The organism is Rhodococcus sp. 05-2254-2, assembly GCF_002259095.1.
GTDB lineage: Bacteria > Actinomycetota > Actinomycetes > Mycobacteriales > Mycobacteriaceae > Rhodococcoides.
Genome location: NZ_NOZJ01000001.1, coordinates 138,117 through 153,759 on the forward strand (window position 1 = coordinate 138,117; position 15,643 = coordinate 153,759).

16 protein-coding genes are annotated in these 15,643 nt (G+C 65.6%); 9 read left to right on the forward strand and 7 right to left on the reverse strand.

Translation table 11 applies throughout. The features are described 5' to 3' along the window. Positions 1-49: 49 nt before the first annotated feature. On the reverse strand, positions 50-1,279 hold the full coding sequence (locus CH283_RS00670; protein ID WP_255183034.1) for a lipase family protein: 1,230 nt from the start codon (positions 1,277-1,279) through the stop codon (positions 50-52). A gap of 101 nt (positions 1,280-1,380) precedes the next feature. Here CH283_RS00670 and CH283_RS00675 point away from each other — a divergent pair, with 101 nt between their 5' ends. Beyond that, positions 1,381-1,818, forward strand: coding sequence for an OsmC family protein (locus CH283_RS00675; protein ID WP_068053702.1), 438 nt, complete (start codon positions 1,381-1,383; stop codon positions 1,816-1,818). 175 nt (positions 1,819-1,993) lie between these two features. Further along, the gene (locus CH283_RS00680; RefSeq protein WP_094640918.1) at positions 1,994-4,306 is read left to right on the forward strand and encodes a putative bifunctional diguanylate cyclase/phosphodiesterase; all 2,313 of its coding nucleotides are present in this window, start codon (positions 1,994-1,996) and stop codon (positions 4,304-4,306) included. Positions 4,307-4,312: 6 nt separating this feature from the next. On the opposite strand, the gene CH283_RS00685 is transcribed toward CH283_RS00680, so the two are convergent. Further along, positions 4,313-4,624, reverse strand: a complete 312-nt coding sequence (locus CH283_RS00685) for an antibiotic biosynthesis monooxygenase family protein (RefSeq protein ID WP_068053714.1) — start codon at positions 4,622-4,624, stop codon at positions 4,313-4,315. Between the two features lie 36 nt (positions 4,625-4,660). Between CH283_RS00685 and CH283_RS00690 the strand changes: the two genes are divergently transcribed. Continuing rightward, the gene (locus CH283_RS00690) at positions 4,661-5,398 is read left to right on the forward strand and encodes an alpha/beta fold hydrolase (RefSeq protein WP_094640919.1); all 738 of its coding nucleotides are present in this window, start codon (positions 4,661-4,663) and stop codon (positions 5,396-5,398) included. A gap of 5 nt (positions 5,399-5,403) precedes the next feature. Then, positions 5,404-6,213, forward strand: a complete 810-nt coding sequence (locus tag CH283_RS00695) for an alpha/beta fold hydrolase (RefSeq protein ID WP_094641402.1) — start codon at positions 5,404-5,406, stop codon at positions 6,211-6,213. Here the strand turns inward: CH283_RS00695 and CH283_RS00700 are convergent. Further along, positions 6,207-7,571 (reverse strand): MFS transporter, encoded by a 1,365-nt coding sequence (locus CH283_RS00700; protein WP_094640920.1) that lies wholly within the window; start codon positions 7,569-7,571, stop codon positions 6,207-6,209. The genes CH283_RS00695 and CH283_RS00700 overlap by 7 nt on opposite strands. Positions 7,572-7,649: 78 nt before the next feature. Here CH283_RS00700 and CH283_RS00705 point away from each other — a divergent pair, with 78 nt between their 5' ends. Further along, positions 7,650-8,348 carry a TetR/AcrR family transcriptional regulator gene (locus tag CH283_RS00705; RefSeq protein ID WP_068053724.1) on the forward strand — a complete coding sequence of 233 codons (699 nt, stop codon included), beginning with the start codon at positions 7,650-7,652 and terminating at the stop codon, positions 8,346-8,348. On the opposite strand, the gene CH283_RS00710 is transcribed toward CH283_RS00705, so the two are convergent. After that, complete coding sequence (locus tag CH283_RS00710) at positions 8,249-9,133, reverse strand: A/G-specific adenine glycosylase (RefSeq protein ID WP_094641404.1); 885 nt, start codon at positions 9,131-9,133, stop codon at positions 8,249-8,251. The genes CH283_RS00705 and CH283_RS00710 overlap by 100 nt on opposite strands. Before the next feature lie 90 nt (positions 9,134-9,223). Between CH283_RS00710 and CH283_RS00715 the strand changes: the two genes are divergently transcribed. The 3 genes from CH283_RS00715 to CH283_RS00725 all read left to right on the forward strand — a co-directional run bounded on the left by CH283_RS00715 (position 9,224) and on the right by CH283_RS00725 (position 11,577). Then, positions 9,224-9,850 carry a carbonic anhydrase gene (locus CH283_RS00715; RefSeq protein WP_068053727.1) on the forward strand — a complete coding sequence of 209 codons (627 nt, stop codon included), beginning with the start codon at positions 9,224-9,226 and terminating at the stop codon, positions 9,848-9,850. 92 nt (positions 9,851-9,942) lie between these two features. Further along, positions 9,943-10,689, forward strand: coding sequence for a hypothetical protein (locus tag CH283_RS00720; RefSeq protein ID WP_094640921.1), 747 nt, complete (start codon positions 9,943-9,945; stop codon positions 10,687-10,689). A 15-nt stretch (positions 10,690-10,704) separates the two neighbouring features. After that, on the forward strand, positions 10,705-11,577 hold the full coding sequence (locus CH283_RS00725) for an SCO6745 family protein (RefSeq protein ID WP_094640922.1): 873 nt from the start codon (positions 10,705-10,707) through the stop codon (positions 11,575-11,577). Here CH283_RS00725 and disA read toward each other — a convergent pair. From disA to CH283_RS00740, 3 genes are all read right to left on the reverse strand, one after another. Next, the gene (gene disA / locus CH283_RS00730; RefSeq protein ID WP_068053740.1) at positions 11,574-12,659 is read right to left on the reverse strand and encodes a DNA integrity scanning diadenylate cyclase DisA; all 1,086 of its coding nucleotides are present in this window, start codon (positions 12,657-12,659) and stop codon (positions 11,574-11,576) included. The genes CH283_RS00725 and disA overlap by 4 nt on opposite strands. Before the next feature lie 156 nt (positions 12,660-12,815). After that, positions 12,816-14,213: a DNA repair protein RadA gene (radA, locus tag CH283_RS00735; RefSeq protein ID WP_068053746.1), complete on the reverse strand. Its 1,398-nt coding sequence runs from the start codon at positions 14,211-14,213 to the stop codon at positions 12,816-12,818. 43 nt (positions 14,214-14,256) lie between these two features. After that, positions 14,257-14,865 (reverse strand): hypothetical protein, encoded by a 609-nt coding sequence (locus CH283_RS00740; protein ID WP_068053749.1) that lies wholly within the window; start codon positions 14,863-14,865, stop codon positions 14,257-14,259. Between the two features lie 288 nt (positions 14,866-15,153). Here CH283_RS00740 and CH283_RS00745 point away from each other — a divergent pair, with 288 nt between their 5' ends. Beyond that, the gene (locus CH283_RS00745) at positions 15,154-15,642 is read left to right on the forward strand and encodes a CarD family transcriptional regulator (protein ID WP_027494344.1); all 489 of its coding nucleotides are present in this window, start codon (positions 15,154-15,156) and stop codon (positions 15,640-15,642) included. The last annotated feature ends 1 nt before the right edge of the window (position 15,643 follow it).

The following is a 15,643-nucleotide window of genomic DNA, read 5'->3' on the forward strand; positions in this document are numbered from 1 at the left end:
TCGACGCCTCGGTGAACACCCTGATTTCACACCTGAGATCAGCTGCTGCCTACCGGGTCTTTCCTGCAGGCTCCACTCCTGCAGGCTCCACTCCTGCGTGAATCAGCCCGGCGATCCAGGGCATCACGTCGGAGTAGGCCGCGAGAGCTCCGGGCAGGTGGTTCGCGCCCTCGACCGGTATGGCCGGGAGGTCGTATTCGCGGTAGGTGATGTCGGCACCCAGATCGCTCCAGCGTCGAAGCAGGGTGCGGCTCTGCTCGATCGGCACGGTGTCGTCCTCGACTGCGTGCGAGAGGTACACCGGCATGACAGGGGCGATGCGCCCGACGGTGTTGGTCTCGATGATGTCGGCCAGAACCGGGTTGCTCAGTTGATCGTCGAGGGGTCGTCCGTCGCGGGTCAGTTCGGTCGTGCGCACTGTCGCGGCGGCCGCGGGGTCGGTGGTACACCAGTTCTGTGCGGCGTCGAGTGCGGCGATTCCGTCGGAGTCGAAGAGGCTACGGATGCTGTCCGCCCGATCCGGGTAGGCGTTGATCATTCCATCGACGGCGAAGAGCACGGCGCTACCGAGACCGGTGTTGTCGAGTGTGTCGATGTTGAGCGTCGGATCTGCCGGTGGCGCACCGACATACGCTCCCCGGATGTTCAGCTCCGGGGCATAGGTGGCGGCGAGTTCGGCAGCGGCCCCCGACGCGAATCCGCCTTCCGAGTAACCGAACAACACCACGGGGGCGTCATAGTCGGCGGTTCTGGCGGCGTCGAGCAGAGCTCGGCCCGAGGCGATTCGGTTGAGGTACGTGTGTCCGCCTGGGGTGCCCAGGCCCTGGTAATCGGTTGCGACGACGCGATATCCGGCGAGCAGAAGCGGCAGGATGGCCGGTGACGAGCCGACTGTCCCGAGAACTACCGAACCGGCGCAACGGTCCGCCAGTCCGGAAGTGCCAGGCGCATAGGCGATCACCGGCCGCGGTCCGGGGCCGGTCCACGGAGCCGTGGGTGTCATCGAATAGCCGGAGACGACCATGGGGTCATCGTGGGTGTCGGTGGAGCGATAGAGAATGCGTTCGATGTCGAATCCGAGTCCGAACCCCTTGGGTGAGTTGACGGGCAGGGTTCGAAGCACCTCGCCGGGCGGCGCGGTGGCGGCCGTCGCGACCGGCGTGTCGTAGAAGTCCGTCAGAGGGCCTGCCTCGGCCGTCGGCGTCGAGAATCCGACGATCGACAGCATCGCGATTGCCGCGATCGTCGCCGTGCGCGAGAACTTTATCGTTTGTCGCACCCGTCGTGTCGACATCCTCGCACTCGGTAGCCCGGTCACCCCGCTGACGTTAGCCTGAGAAACAGGCCTACACAGGGTCGACAACGAAAGGATTCGGTTCGATGCCAACTCGCACTTCACGCACAGCTTGGAACGGAACGCTGGAACAGGGTTCCGGCCAGGTGGAGCTGTCCAGTTCCGGCGCAGCGACTTTCGATGTGTCGTTTCCCAAGCGCGCCGCCGAGAACGCAGACGGCACCACCAGTCCCGAGGAACTGATCGCCGCGGCTCATTCGAGCTGCTACGCGATGCAGTTGTCTGCGTTGATCGCGGAGGCGGGCGGCACCCCGCAGAGCCTCGAGGTCACCGCCGATGTCTCGCTGGGGCCCGACGAGCCGGGCTTCAAGCTGACCGGCATCAAGCTGACCGTGCGGGGCGAAGTCGAGGGTCTCGACGCTGACGGCTTCGCGAAAGCAGCTCAGGCGGCAAAAGAAACTTGTCCTGTCAGCAAGGCTCTCACCGGCGTGGACATCACGCTGGACGCGGCTCTCGAGGGCTGAACGGACAAATCGCCCGAAGTGAGACTGGCGAACAATCGTCAGGTTTGAAATAGTTCGTTTCTCGACCCATCTGCAGGGTGGATCAGCAACGAATCGTGATCAAACGTCGGGTTCGATCGGCTGACGCGTACGTTCGGGGTATGCACCGACCGGCCTAGGAAGGATCAGCCCCACCATGTTGTGGACGCGCTTCCTGGGCCTCGGTGTTCTCGCAGTCGCGGCGTACGCGATAGCCCCCGTGGGGATACCCCAGAGTGCGTTGTACGCAATCGTGCTCCTGACCACAGTCGCTGCGTTCGTGTACCGATACCGTCGGGAACCCGGTCCGGACAAGCGGACCTGGAAGTACATGGCCGTCGGTGTCGGCTCCTGGGGCATCGGCGACGCGTTGGTGTCGATGGCGCAGGTCGGCGGCGGGCGTGTACCGACGTTCTCCTCGTCCGACGTCTTCTACCTGATCGGCTATCTGGTGATCGCCATCGGTTTCGCCCGAGCCGCCGACGAGAACGGGCTCGTGTTCGGGGTCGAGGAGCTCCTCGAATGTCTGGTGGTTGCAGTCGGCTTCGGACTCGCCACCTGGGTCTTCGTCATCTCCGACGGTTCGTCGTGGTCGTTTTCGTCGGCGCTGGAACTGTGGCCGGCCACGGTCTACCTCACCGTCGACGCGTTTCTGCTGACGCTCGTCGGCAGTCTGTACCTGCTGACCCGGGCGACCACGGTGCCGTTCCTGGCAGCCGCGGCGGGAGTGGTGTTGCTCGTGGCTGCCGACTTCGCGTCCTATGCGGCGGTCGGCAGCCACGAGCTCTACCGTTCGACCCTCCTGAACACGCTGTGGCTGGCAGCCTACGTTTGTTTCGGGGTGATCGCCCTGCACATTCCGGAAAGAACGGTCTCGCGTGTGGACCGGTCCAGCCCGTTCAGATTCGGGCGCGTGAGATTTCTCGGACTCAGTGTCGCGGTCGCTGTGACGCCCTTCGTTATGGCTGTTCAGTTGGCCCGAGGGATACCCGTCGATCAGTGGGGTTGGGTGATCGTGGCCTCGTCGGCCTTGGTCATCGCCCTCGTCGGGTGCCGCATGGCGTGCTTCCTGACCACGCTGCGCCTGCAGGCCGCAGTGCTCGAGGACGTGGCTCGCACGGACGCGGTCACGGGACTGGCCAGTCGACGGCTGCTCCGAGAGCGGTTGGACACGATGCTCGCCACGCGTGGTGAGTCGGACGTCTTCACACTCGTGGTGGACATCGATCGCTTCGCCCAGATCAACGAGACCTTCGGGTACAGCGTGGGAGACAGTGTGCTGCGCGAGATCGGTCACCGTCTGGTCGCATCGGTGCGATCCGATGACCTGGTGGGTCGGCTCGGTGGGGATCAGTTCGTCGTCGCCATGCGTCGGCGTCCCGCCCAGATCGACGTGTCGGATACCGCTGAGCGGCTCCAATTCGCAGTCAGCAGAACGATGTTCGTGCACGATATCAACGTTGCGCTCGACGCGGTCGTCGGAATCGCGTCGACCGAGGAGCCGGACGTCAGTCGAAGCGGCATCGAGAATCCGGAGGCCGGTCCGATCGACGGTGAGGCGATGCTTCAGCGCGCCCACGTGGCGTTGACGGCCGCCAAGGCCGGCCACACTCGAGTCGGCCGCTACGAACCCGACATGGATCGCGACCGCCACGATCAGATGCGGTTGCTGGGTGAACTCGACACAGCCATTCGTGACCACCAGCTTCGAGTGTTCTTTCAGCCGTGCCTGGATCTGGAATCCGGCAGCGTGGACCGCGTCGAGGCGTTGCTGCGGTGGCAGCACCCGCGTGAGGGCCTGATCGGACCCTCGATGTTTCTGCCCGACGCCGAGCGCACCGGCATGTTGCCCGCCATCACCGCGCTCGTGCTGGACGAGGCGTTGGCGCAGTGCAGCGAATTGCGTCGACGCGGTGTCGATCTGTCTGTGTCGGTGAATCTATCGGTGAGAAACCTACTCGACGAGACACTCACCGAGCAGGTCGCAGCAGCGCTGGCGAAATACGCGGTTCCCGCTCATGCCTTGGAATTCGAGGTCACCGAGACGACTGCGATGACCGATCCGGTGCGTTCGGTGAATGCGCTGACGTCTCTGCGTGGCCTCGGCGTCACCATCGCGATCGACGACTACGGCACCGGCTACAGCTCGCTGGCCTATCTGCAGAGTCTGCCGGTGCAGACTCTCAAGATCGACCGCTCGTTCGTGTCGAAGATGAACACCGACGACACCGACGCGTCGATCGTGCGCTCGACCATCGACCTGGCTCGAAGCCTCGGGGTGCGGGTCATGGCAGAGGGGGTCGAGGACGCAGGCACACTGGATGCGCTTCGCGAACTCGGCTGCGACGGTGCCCAGGGCTACTTCCTGGGAAGACCGATGCCCGCTGAGTTCCTGGCCGATGCCGTGGCAAAACTGGATTCGGAGATGCCGACGAAACTCGAGTGGAAGCTCGCGCGCCAACACATCTGAGCGGCTTCACGAAGAAGCAGGCACGTCCAATACGACCTCGAACTCGAGCAGCGACGCTCCGGACGACACCGGCTTCGGGGAACGGGCACCGGCATGAGCCTCCCGCGACGGTCCTGCCGACCACGCCTGGAACGACTCCTCGTTCTCCCACTGGGTGACGACGAAGTAGCGCGATTCGCCCTTGACCGGCCGCAGCAGTTGGAACCCGAGGAAGCCGGGGGAGCCGTCGACCGACCCGGCGCGCGCGGCGAATCGCTTCTCGAGTTCGGGGCCTGCGCCCTCGGGTACATCGATCGCGTTGATCTTCACAATGGCCATGCTCGCGAGATTACTCCGCCGTTATGCTCGGCGGTGATGCTCTACGACGAGGGTGGATCCGGCCGTTCGATTCTGCTGCTGCACGGGCTGATGGGCAGTGCCGCCACCTGGCGTAGGCAGGTTCCGTGGCTTCGAGAATTCGGGCACGTGCACACCTACGACGCACCGGGGCATCGTCGCCCTCCGCCGCCGGAGCCCACCACCGAGTACTTCGTGGCCGACCTGCTCGAGCATCTCGACCGGCTGGGTCCCAGCGTGCTGATCGGTCATTCGATGGGCGCACTGCACGGGTGGTGTGCAGCCGCGCAGCGACCCGACCTGGTGACTGCGCTCGTGATCGAAGACATCGCCCCGGACTTTCGGGGCCGCACCGCAGACGACTGGGCCACGATGATGCGGGCCTGGCCCCAGCCCTTTCCCGACGCCGACGCAGTACTCGCATTCTTCGGAGATGTTGCGGGACAATATTTTCTGGACTCTTTCGTTCGCAGCGAAGACGGCTGGCGATTGCACGGCGAGGTGGACTTCTTCGAGTCGATCTCGCAGGAATGGGGGACGCGGCATTTCTGGGACGAGTGGGAGGCCGTCACCGCTCCGGTGTTGCTGATCGAAGGTGAGCACACCATCACCCCGGCCGGCCAGATGCAGCAGATGCACTCGGACAAGCCCGAATCGACTCACATTCGGATCGAGAAGGCGGGCCATCTGATCCACGACGAGGCTCCCGAGCGGTATCGCACGGCGGTCGAGGAGTTCCTGCGCGCACTAAGATGATCCGAATGCCGATCGCGAAGCTCAACGGAATCGACCTCAACTACGACGTCACCGGCGACGGCCCGCTCGTGGTGTTGGTGATGGGCACCGGAAGCCCGGGACGAGTCTGGCGAACCCATCAGGTCCCGGTCCTGGTGAAGCAGGGGTACCGGGTCGTCACGTTCGACAATCGCGGAATCGCACCGTCTTTCGAGTGTGCGAGCGGGATGACACTCGACGACCTGGTCGCCGACACCGCTGCCCTCGTCGAGCACCTCGGTGGCGGCGCAGCACGCGTCGTCGGCACCTCCATGGGTGCCCGCGTTACCCAGGAATTGGCCTTGGCCAGGCCGGATCTGGTGTCGCATGCAGTGATGATGGCCACGTTCGGCAAGACCACCACCTTTCGTGCGCAGATGTCGAAGGGCGAGAAGGACCTTCACGACGCCGGGGTCGAACTACCCGCGTCGTACCGGGCTGCGATGACTGCAATGCAGAACTTCTCGCCCAAGACGCTGGCCGACGACAGCGCGATCGGTGATTGGCTGGCGATCCTCGAATACTCGGGCGGCAAGAAGACGGCGGGCATGCGAGCGCAGATCGGACTCGAAATGCGAGCGGGGACAGATCGATTGGCCGCATACCGGGCAATCAGGGCGAAATCTCTGGTGATCGGATTCGCCGACGACCGCATGATCCCCGTGCAGCAGTGCCGCGACGTCGCCGACGCGATACCTGGTGCTCGATACGTCGAAATCGCCGATACCGGTCATTTCGGCTACCTCGAACGCCCCGACGCAGTCAACGCGACTCTCGTCGAATTTCTCGCTCAGTAGCGAACTTTCGATGACGGTGTGCGGAGGAAGACCACAGAGCACGCCGCAGTCAGCGCCATCGCCGCTGCCATCGCCGAGTAGGCGAATCGAAAGTCCGTGAGCCCGGCGACGATGGTGAGCAGTGCCAACCCCATCGCGCCACCGAACTGCTTGGACGTGTTCATCAATCCCGACGCGGCCCCGGCGTCGGAGTTCGTCACCCCGCTGGTCACCGCCGTGGCCAGCGGGGTGTTGAGTAGACCGCCGCCGAGTCCGATCAGAATCGCAGGTAGCCCTACTGCCGCGAAGTAGCCCTGCGAGTTCGAGGCCGCAGCGAGGCCGAGCAGGCCGGCGGCGGCCAGGGTCGCGCCGGCAGCGGCAACCAGGTGCGAGGGGCATCTGCGCATCAGACGCGGAGTGACGCCGATGCCGACCACCACGAGAGCGGTGGTCAGCGGCAAGAACCCCACCGCCGCCTGCAATGGGGAGAGCTGCAGGCGTTGTTGCATCTGAAAGGTCAGGTACAACCAGATCGGTATCTGGAACACCGCACCGGTGAGCAGTGTCAGCAGATTTCCCGCGACCACGGTGCGATCGGCGAACAGCCGCAACGGGATCAGTGGTGCTGCCGATCGACGCAGTCGGAGTACGAATCCGATCGATCCGGCCACGGCGAGAACGGCCGTCGACAGGGGCAACGCTTGCGGGCCGCCGGCTCCGAGTCGGGTGACCGCCACGGTGGACGCGCCGAGGGCCAATGCTCCGAATGCCGCACCGATGATGTCGAGCCCGGGCCGATGCGCCTCGGTGCCCACTCGCCGAACGTCGAGGTATCGATGAGCCGATATCAGCAGGACGATGCCGATGGGCAGGTTGATCAGCAGCACCGATCGCCACGAAACGTATTCGGTCAGCGCACCGCCCACGATGTTGCCGATTCCGCCGCCGGCAACGCTCACTGCCGTCCACACCGCGACTGCACGTGTGCGCAAGGGTCCCTCGGCGTAGGTGACGGTCAGCAGAGTGAACGTCGCGGGTGAGACGACCGCTGCCGCCAGGCCTTGGACGACACGTGCGGCCACCAGCACCCATCCGGTCGGGGCCAGTCCGCCGACCACGCTGGCGGCGACGAACAGGGAAACGCCGAAGAGGAAAACCCCGCGGATGCCCCGGGTGTCGGCTGCGCGGGCTCCGGCGAGCAGGGCCGCAGCGAACGCGACGGTGTAGCCGCTGGCGACCCACTGCACGTCTCGATCGTCGATGCTCAGTGCTCGGGCGATCTGGGGCAGAGCGATGTTGACGACCGAGGAGTCGAGCACCACCAGCAACTGGGCCAGGCACGCAACGGCCAGGACGCCCCACGAACGCTCCCGTGTCATGCTCGACTCCCTCGATTGGTACAGGTGTATAGCAGTCGCTTGATACAGTTGTATCAAACAGTGGAAGGTGGGCGGAAGATGGCCGGCGAAGATCGACGAGAGCAGATTCTGGCGGCCGCAGAGCGGGTCGCGACCGTCGATGGGCTGGAGGCGCTGACGATGCGGAGCGCCGCCGCGGCAGCCGGGGTGTCGCTGCGTCTGGTTCAGTACTACTTCCACTCCAAGGCAGGGCTGCTCGACGCCGTTCTGACGCGCTTCTCCGAGCGCGGCTACGCGGACTCTCGATCCCGGATCGATGCGATCGCCGACACCTCGGCAGCTCGACGCCTGCAGATGTTCGCCCGTTCGGTGTTGCCGACAGACGACGAGGGCCGGCGCTTCCATCGGCTGGGAGTGTCGTTCGCATCCCTGGCGATACGGGAACCTGACCTGGCTCAGACCGCGTATCGCGCCAATCTTGCTGTGTTGGAATCGGTTCTGGCCGGCATGATCGGCGACGCCGCAGCGGAGAGCGGCTCGGATCGGATCGACGCCGTCGCGGAAGCTCGACTACTCATGTCCGCGTTGCACGGTTTGGCAACGATGACGATGGTCGGGCAGATCGACGAGATCGAGGCGGCCGATCTGGTGGACCGATTGCTGCTCGGCAGAACGTGGTTCGACGCAACCGTCGGAAGTCAGCCGTCCGAACCCTCACCTGCGAGGGCGAACAATCCCGACTCCGTTTGTTCGATCAAGCCGTCGGTCAGCAGTGAATCGAGAGCTCGGTCGCGTTGAGTCGGGTCGGTGGGCCAGGCGATGTCGAGTTGTGCCCGCTCGACGGGGCCGGTGCTCTCGCGTAGCACCGACATGAGCTTGCCTCGAACCTGACGATCCGTGCCTGCGAACTTCTGGACCTTCTTGGCCGGCCCGGTGTGCGCGGGCCTGCCGGCCTCGATCCAGGCGCACTCGGGGAGCGGGCACAGCAGGCATGCCGGATTCTTGGCCGTGCAGATCAGCGCGCCCAGTTCCATCAACGCCGCCGAGTAGCGCGCGGCCCGCGGGACGCTCTCCGGGAGCAGCTGCTCGACGTCGGCGAGATCCCTTGTCGTGGATGGATTTCCAGGCTCGGCGTTGCCGTGCAACGCACGCGCGACGACGCGTCGAACATTGGTGTCGACCACCGGAACTCGCTGGCCGTAGGCGAAACACGCCACTGCGCGCGCGGTGTAGGCCCCGATGCCCGGCAGGCCCAACAGTGTTTCGACGTCTCCGGGCACCTCGTCGCCGTACTCCTCGGCGAGCACGCGGGAGCACTCGTGCAATCGCAGTGCTCGACGCGGATAACCCAACTTGCCCCACGCGCGGAGCACCTCGGCCTGAGAGGACGCGGCCATCGCAGACGGGACCGGCCAACGCTGCACCCACTGCTCCCAGATGGGCGCGACCCGCACCACCGGCGTCTGCTGCAGCATGATCTCGCTCATCAGGATCTGCCATGCGCTGACGCCGGGTCGTCGCCACGGCAGATCGCGTCCGTCGGTGTCGAACCACCCGAGCAGAGCGTCGGCATCGATCGGCAACTGGTCGCCCTTCTCGTCGTGTCTGTGATCGGTCCCAACAGTAGTCAACCCGACTCGCCGGTAACTCGATCCACGTGCACAATGAGACTCATGCCTGCTTCGAATCCGATCGCTGCCTGGAAGTCCCTCAAGGAAGGCAACCAACGGTTTGTCTCCGGAGAGGTCCTGCACCCGTCGCAGGGCATCGAGGATCGTGCCCGCCTCGAGAGTGCTCAGCACCCCAGTGCCATCCTCTTCGGCTGCGCCGACTCGCGTGTTGCTGCCGAGATCATCTTCGACCAGGGCCTCGGCGACATGTTCGTCGTGCGTACCGCCGGTCACGTGGTGGACTCCGCGGTGCTCGGCTCCATCGAGTACGGCGTCGCTGTGCTGAACGCGCCGCTGATCGTGGTGCTCGGCCACGATCACTGCGGTGCAGTCAAGGCGACCGTCGACGCCCTCGAGAGTGGTGACGTGCCCGGTGGCTACATCCGCGACGTCGTCGAACGCGTCACCCCGTCGGTGCTCTCGGCCCGCCGCGACGGCTACCAGGCCGTCGACGAGTTCGAGGCACGCCACGTCGAGGAGACCGGCAATCTGCTGATGCAGCGGTCGCGGATCGTCGCCGAGAAGGTCGAAGCCGGGGAACTCGCGATCGTCGGCCTCACCTACCAGCTGTCGAAGGGTCATGCGCAGTTGCGTGAGGTCATCGGCGACATCGGCGAAATGCCCGCCTGAACCGACTCGAACCCCAACCTCGGTGAGGTCGCCCACGCGACACGCCGCGTGGGCTCAGGGATAGCGTGGCTCCGGCCGCATACGGTTGATTCGTGTTGGAACCGACCGGGCCTTTGTCTCCCGAAATCTACTGGCGACGCCGCGCTCTCGCCATCGGTGCGGCCGTTGTCGTCCTCGGACTGATCGTGTGGTTCATCGCCTCGCTCAGTGGCGGTTCCGACGACACCGAGGCTGCTCCCGCGGGCGTCGTTGCGGCTCCGGCAACAACTTCGGCCCTGCCGTCACCCAGCTCGTCTGCCACCGACGCCGATTCCGGCGGTTCGGGCGGCTCCGGCGACGGTGCGGGCGGATCCGGCGGCTCCGGTGGCTCCGGTGGGGCGACCGACTCCGCTGCCGGTGGCGGAGCGGCGGCGACCACCAGCGGCGCTCCGGCCCCGGTGATCTCCAACCAGTGCCCGGATCAATCGCTCGCAATCAAGGTGACGCCGGAGAAGGCTACGTACCGTCTGGGTGAAGAGCCCGTGTTCACCGTGGTCATCACCAACATCGGCTCCACCGAATGCCAGCGTGACGTCGGTGCCGGGTTGCAGCAGGCGCTCGTCTACACCCTCGACAACCAGCGCATCTGGTCCAACGTCGATTGCTTCCCCAATGCCGCCTCGGACCTGCGTACCTTCAAGCCCGGCGAGCAGGCCGGCTTCACCGTCAAGTGGTCCGGCACCAACTCGGTACCCGGCTGCGGCGAAGAGCGCATTCCCGTCGGCGTCGGTGCTTACCAGGCGATCGCCCAGCTCGGCGAGCTCAAGAGCGTGCCGGAGCCCTTCAACATCACCGGCTGAGTACGGTCGGATCTCATGACCACCTCGCCCGCACTCGCCCGCTCCGCCTACAAGACATTCGAGCCCTTCCACGTCACCGCGTACTTCAACCCTGAACTGGGTGCGGCATACGAGGACACCGGTCTCGACGGTCATGCCTGGTACGTCGGGGCTCGAGCTGCCCCGATGGGTCCGTGCGCGCCGAGTGTCGTCGCAGCGGCGTTCTACAACTTCAACCCGGTGCTCATCGAACGCGCCTGGCCGGCCGCTGTTGCCGTCGGTTTGGACTCGGTGTCGAATCGCCGGTGGACACTGCTCGATTCCGTCCTCGGCACCGCGCTGGGTTCGCTTGCCGCCGACCCCGGCCTGACCACGCTCGCAGATCGTCTCCGCGTCATCGGCGACGCAGCCTCGTTCGCCGGTCGGCCACTCGCCGCAGCGTGGCATGCGGCCGAGCACCCCGACGTACCGCATCTCGCGCTCTGGCACTCGATCACCGTCCTACGCGAGTGGCGCGGCGACGGTCACCTCGCCGCCTTGATCGACGCAGAACTCGACCCGACGGAAGCCGCTGTCTTCCACGAGGCCGACCGCACGACCCCGCAGCCCGGCCGTCGAGCACTCGGCAAGCGCATCACGCAGCTGACCCGGCAGTGGTCCGAGAGCGAATGGGGCTCTGCTGCAGAACGACTCGCCACTCGCGGATTGCTCACCACTTCGGCGGACGGCGAGACGTTGACCGAGGACGGACTCGCTCTCGATCGGCACATCGAGGATAGGACCGACGTGATGGCGTCGGCCGTATGGCGAGACGTCGAGGACGCCGATCAGTTGATCACCAGCGCACGACCGTACGTGAAGGCCGTGATCGACGCAGGCTTCCTCCCCGGAACGAAGAAGGCGTCCTAGTCGTAGGGTCCCGAGATCGAGGCCTCGGCCAGTCTGGACAGGCCTTCGCGGATGTGGCGAGCCCAGAGTCCACCGATACCGTCGACGGATTGCAGGTCGGCTGCGGTGGCCGCGAGCAACCCCTGCAGAGTGCCGAACGCGCCGACCAGTCGGTGAATCTGGCTGAACTGCAACCGCGGAACTCGGGTGAGTACCCGGTACCCACGGGGACTCATCGGGGTGTCGAGGGCCTCTATGGTCGCGGGATATCCGAAAGCGCGGGCCAGCGTCGTCAGATCCAGCAGATCGACGTCGGTCAACTTGTCCAGTGCGGCGAGCGCCTTCTCCACTCCGGTGGTGCTCGACGGTTCGTTGCCGGCCAGGTAATCACGCACGATCAGTTGGCGATCGACGTCGTTGTCGCCCAACAACTCTTCGAGCTGAAGAGCGAGCTGGCGGCCGTCGGTGCCGAGTTCGAGGACGTTCTGCTCGATCTCCACCGACACTCGCCGCACCATCTCGAGGCGCTGCGCGACGGTGAGGGCGTCGCGCAGTGTCACGAAGTCCTCGATCTCCACCACCGAGAGTTGACGGGTGTTGTCGTCGAGCCGGGCCTTGTAGCGTTCGAGAGTCGCGACGGCCTGATTGGCGCGCGAGAGAATGGTTGCCGAGCCTTCCACGACGTGCCGGATGCCACCGATGTAGACGCTGACGATGCTCATCGACTGGCTCACCGAGACGACGGGATAGCCGGTCTGCATGGCGGTTCGCTCGGCGGCGCGGTGCCGGGTACCGGATTCGACGGTGGGAATCTTGTGGTCGGGGACCAGCTGGACGTTGGATCGGACGATGCGCTTGCCGTCGGTCGAAAGCACTACTGCGCCATCCATTTTCGACAGTTCGCGAAGCCGGGTGGGGGCGAACTCGACATCGAGCTCGAACCCGCCGTCGCAGATCGCCTCGACCTCGTCGTCGTAGCCGAGGACGATCAACCCGCCGGTGCGGCCGCGAAGGATTCGCTCGAGACCGTCGCGCAGTGCGGTTCCCGGTGCGAGCCGGGCGATCGTCTCGCGCAACGCTGGGGACGGCGTGGTGCCCTCCATCGGCCAACCCCCTCGTGTCTTGGCAGCGGCTACGGCGCGGGCTGCGAATTTCTGTGCGTGCGAAACAAAGAGTACTGCGCTGCCACGTGCAGGCAGCCAGGCAAAGGATACTGCGCTGCTACATGCGGGCGGTCGGACAAAGAATACCGCCCGGTGTCATACGGGCCGCATACGCGTGTAGGTCAACGCCTCGCCGACGTTGGTGACGGTCTTGACCTTGATGCCGTCGGGTATGGGACCTGCGTCCTCGGGGACGATGGCGTAGTTGAACCCCAATCGGGCGGCCTCGGCGAGACGGCGACCCAGCCCGGCGACGCGGCGCACCTCTCCGGCCAGGCCGACTTCGCCCAGAATCACCATGCCTGCGGGAAGTGGTTGATCGCGAACCGCCGAGGCCACCGCCGCGGCGAGCGCGAGATCGGCGGACGGTTCGCTGGTGCGCATCCCGCCGACCGTCGCCGCGTAGACCTCCGCCTTGGACACCTTGACGCCGCATCGACGTTCCAGCACGGCCAGGATCATCGCGACGCGGGCGTGATCGAGCCCGCTGACCGCGCGCCGGGGCGACGGCATCGTGGTGTCGACGATCAGCGCTTGCAGCTCGGCCAACAGCGGCCGTTTGCCGTCCATCGTGACGGTGACGGCGGTGCCGGGCACGGCGTCGTTCCGATGATGCAGGAACAACCCGGACGGATCACTGATGCCGACGATGCCGGTCTCGCGGAGCTCGAAGCAACCCACCTCGTCGGAGGCCCCGAACCGGTTCTTGACGCCCCGAATCATCCGCAGTGTGGAGTGCTTGTCGCCCTCGAAGTTGAGCACCACGTCGACGAGATGCTCGAGAGATCGCGGACCGGCCACCGCGCCTTCCTTGGTGACGTGCCCGACGAGCAGTACCGCGACGCCGGTGGTCTTGGCCAACGTGGTCAACGCGCTGGTGATGGCGCGAACCTGGGTGACGCCGCCGATGACACCGTCGACGTCCGCAGCGAGCATCGTCTGGACCGAATCGACGATCAGCAGGCTGGGCTTGACCTGCTCCACGTGGCCGAAGACGGTGGCGAGGTCGGATTCGGCGGCGAGGAAGACGCGTTCGTGTACCGCGCCGGTGCGATCGGCACGCAACCGTACCTGCCCCGCCGACTCCTCGCCCGTGACGTAGAGCGCGCGTCGATCCGGTGCCGAGCGGGCCCATCGGTGCACCACCTCGAGCAGCAGCGTCGATTTGCCGACTCCGGGTTCGCCGGCAAGGAGGACGACCGAACCTGGAACGAGGCCGCCACCGAGCACGCGATCGAACTCGTCGATCCCGGTGGTGTTGGCCTGCGAGGTGGCACTGCTGATGGTCGTCAGAGCCGCAGCGGGCGTGCTGGGAATCATGGCTCCGCCGCCCGAACGAAGGGACGATGCGCCTGCCCGCGTCGCGAGCGGAGCCGCAGTGGCCTGGACCTCTTCCATCGAGCCCCAGTCACCGCATTCGGGACAGCGACCGACCCACTTCGAGACCGAGTGACGGCACGCAGAGCAGCGGTAGCTCGACTTCAGTTTGACCACGTCGGCAGCCTAACGATCGGCACCGACAGGGTCGGAGCGGCGGCTATTCGCCTTCGCTGTGCTCGGTGACCGCGGACGGGTCGCGCTCGAGCTCGATACCGGCGTCGACAGGAACGTTGACGACGACCTCGCCCGCGTTCGCGAACTCGAACGTGACCGGCAGTGTCAGGCCCGGTCGAACGTTCTCGGAGATGTCGGCCATCTCGACCTTGATCAGCTGGATCGGCAGCAGTGGATCGTCGAGCTGAACGTCTGCGGGCGAACCTGCGCCGAGCGCGGTCTGCGGAGCGATCTCGTTGCTGCCCGCTTCCGCCTCGTCGACGATGGTGACCTGTGCCTCGGGGGAGGAGATGCCGGTCAGCTCGTCGGCCACACTCGTGTTGGCGTTGATGGCCGTGAAGCCGAGCTCGACGGTGCCGCCGGGCTCGATGCTGTACTCCTCGGAGGTGGGGTACACCACGTGCACGTTGCGGAGCTGGATGTCTCCGACGTCGGCGGAGTTACCGTTGACCGCGGCGACCTGAGTGGCCGTCTGGGAGATCTGACCTGCGCCGCACGCGGTGAGGGCGAGCGCGCCACCGGCGAGAAGAGCGAGGGCGGCGGCCGTCCTGCGATGGCGGCCAAGCGGTGTCGCAGCGTCGATTGCAGTCACTTCGGTCGTCCTCCATGTGGTGCCGGGCCGGCTCGGTCCTTCTCGTCCACTAGGCAGAGTAGTAGTTCTGGTCCACCGGCCGCTCGTGGGGTCTGCCGACGGCCCGATGACGCCAGGTGAGGGTGCATGTCGGGAGTGGAGACAGTGGAACGAACCGACCGAAAATGTGGCGTCGAATACATGTCGAATCCTCTGTGTCAACCCCTGATTCGGCACCGCTATGCCCCTGACCTGCACCGTTGATATGGGCCGTGGTATTCTGGATAAATCGAAAGGGGCACTTGTCACATGATTTTCAAGGTCGGAGACACCGTCGTTTACCCCCATCACGGAGCGGCGCTGATCGAAGCGATAGAGACACGCACCATCAAGGGTGAACCGAGAGAATATCTGGTTCTCAAGGTCGCGCAAGGCGACCTCACCGTTCGAGTTCCCGCGGACAACGCAGAGTACGTAGGCGTTCGCGACGTCGTCGGGCAAGAAGGTCTCGACAAAGTCTTTCAGGTGCTCCGCGCGCCGCACACCGAAGAGCCCACCAACTGGTCGCGTCGGTACAAGGCCAACCTGGAGAAGCTCGCTTCCGGTGATGTGAACAAGGTTGCCGAGGTCGTCCGTGATCTCTGGCGACGCGAGCAGGACCGCGGACTGTCGGCAGGCGAGAAGCGCATGCTCGCCAAGGCACGGCAGATTCTGGTCGGCGAGTTGGCACTGGCCGAAGGAACCGACCAGGCCAAGGCCGACACCATGCTCGACGAAGTTCTCGCTACAGCTTCTTAGA

Coding starts and splice junctions, on each gene's coding strand:
- CH283_RS00745 (WP_027494344.1), top strand. CDS start 15,154: ATGATTTTCAAGGTCGGAGACACCGTCGTTTACCCCCATCACGGAGCG.
- CH283_RS00680 (WP_094640918.1), top strand. CDS start 1,994: ATGTTGTGGACGCGCTTCCTGGGCCTCGGTGTTCTCGCAGTCGCGGCG.
- disA (WP_068053740.1), bottom strand. CDS start 12,659: ATGGAGGGCACCACGCCGTCCCCAGCGTTGCGCGAGACGATCGCCCGG.
- CH283_RS00675 (WP_068053702.1), top strand. CDS start 1,381: ATGCCAACTCGCACTTCACGCACAGCTTGGAACGGAACGCTGGAACAG.
- CH283_RS00700 (WP_094640920.1), bottom strand. CDS start 7,571: ATGACACGGGAGCGTTCGTGGGGCGTCCTGGCCGTTGCGTGCCTGGCC.
- CH283_RS00695 (WP_094641402.1), top strand. CDS start 5,404: ATGCCGATCGCGAAGCTCAACGGAATCGACCTCAACTACGACGTCACC.
- CH283_RS00705 (WP_068053724.1), top strand. CDS start 7,650: ATGGCCGGCGAAGATCGACGAGAGCAGATTCTGGCGGCCGCAGAGCGG.
- CH283_RS00690 (WP_094640919.1), top strand. CDS start 4,661: ATGCTCTACGACGAGGGTGGATCCGGCCGTTCGATTCTGCTGCTGCAC.
- CH283_RS00715 (WP_068053727.1), top strand. CDS start 9,224: ATGCCTGCTTCGAATCCGATCGCTGCCTGGAAGTCCCTCAAGGAAGGC.
- CH283_RS00725 (WP_094640922.1), top strand. CDS start 10,705: ATGACCACCTCGCCCGCACTCGCCCGCTCCGCCTACAAGACATTCGAG.
- CH283_RS00685 (WP_068053714.1), bottom strand. CDS start 4,624: ATGGCCATTGTGAAGATCAACGCGATCGATGTACCCGAGGGCGCAGGC.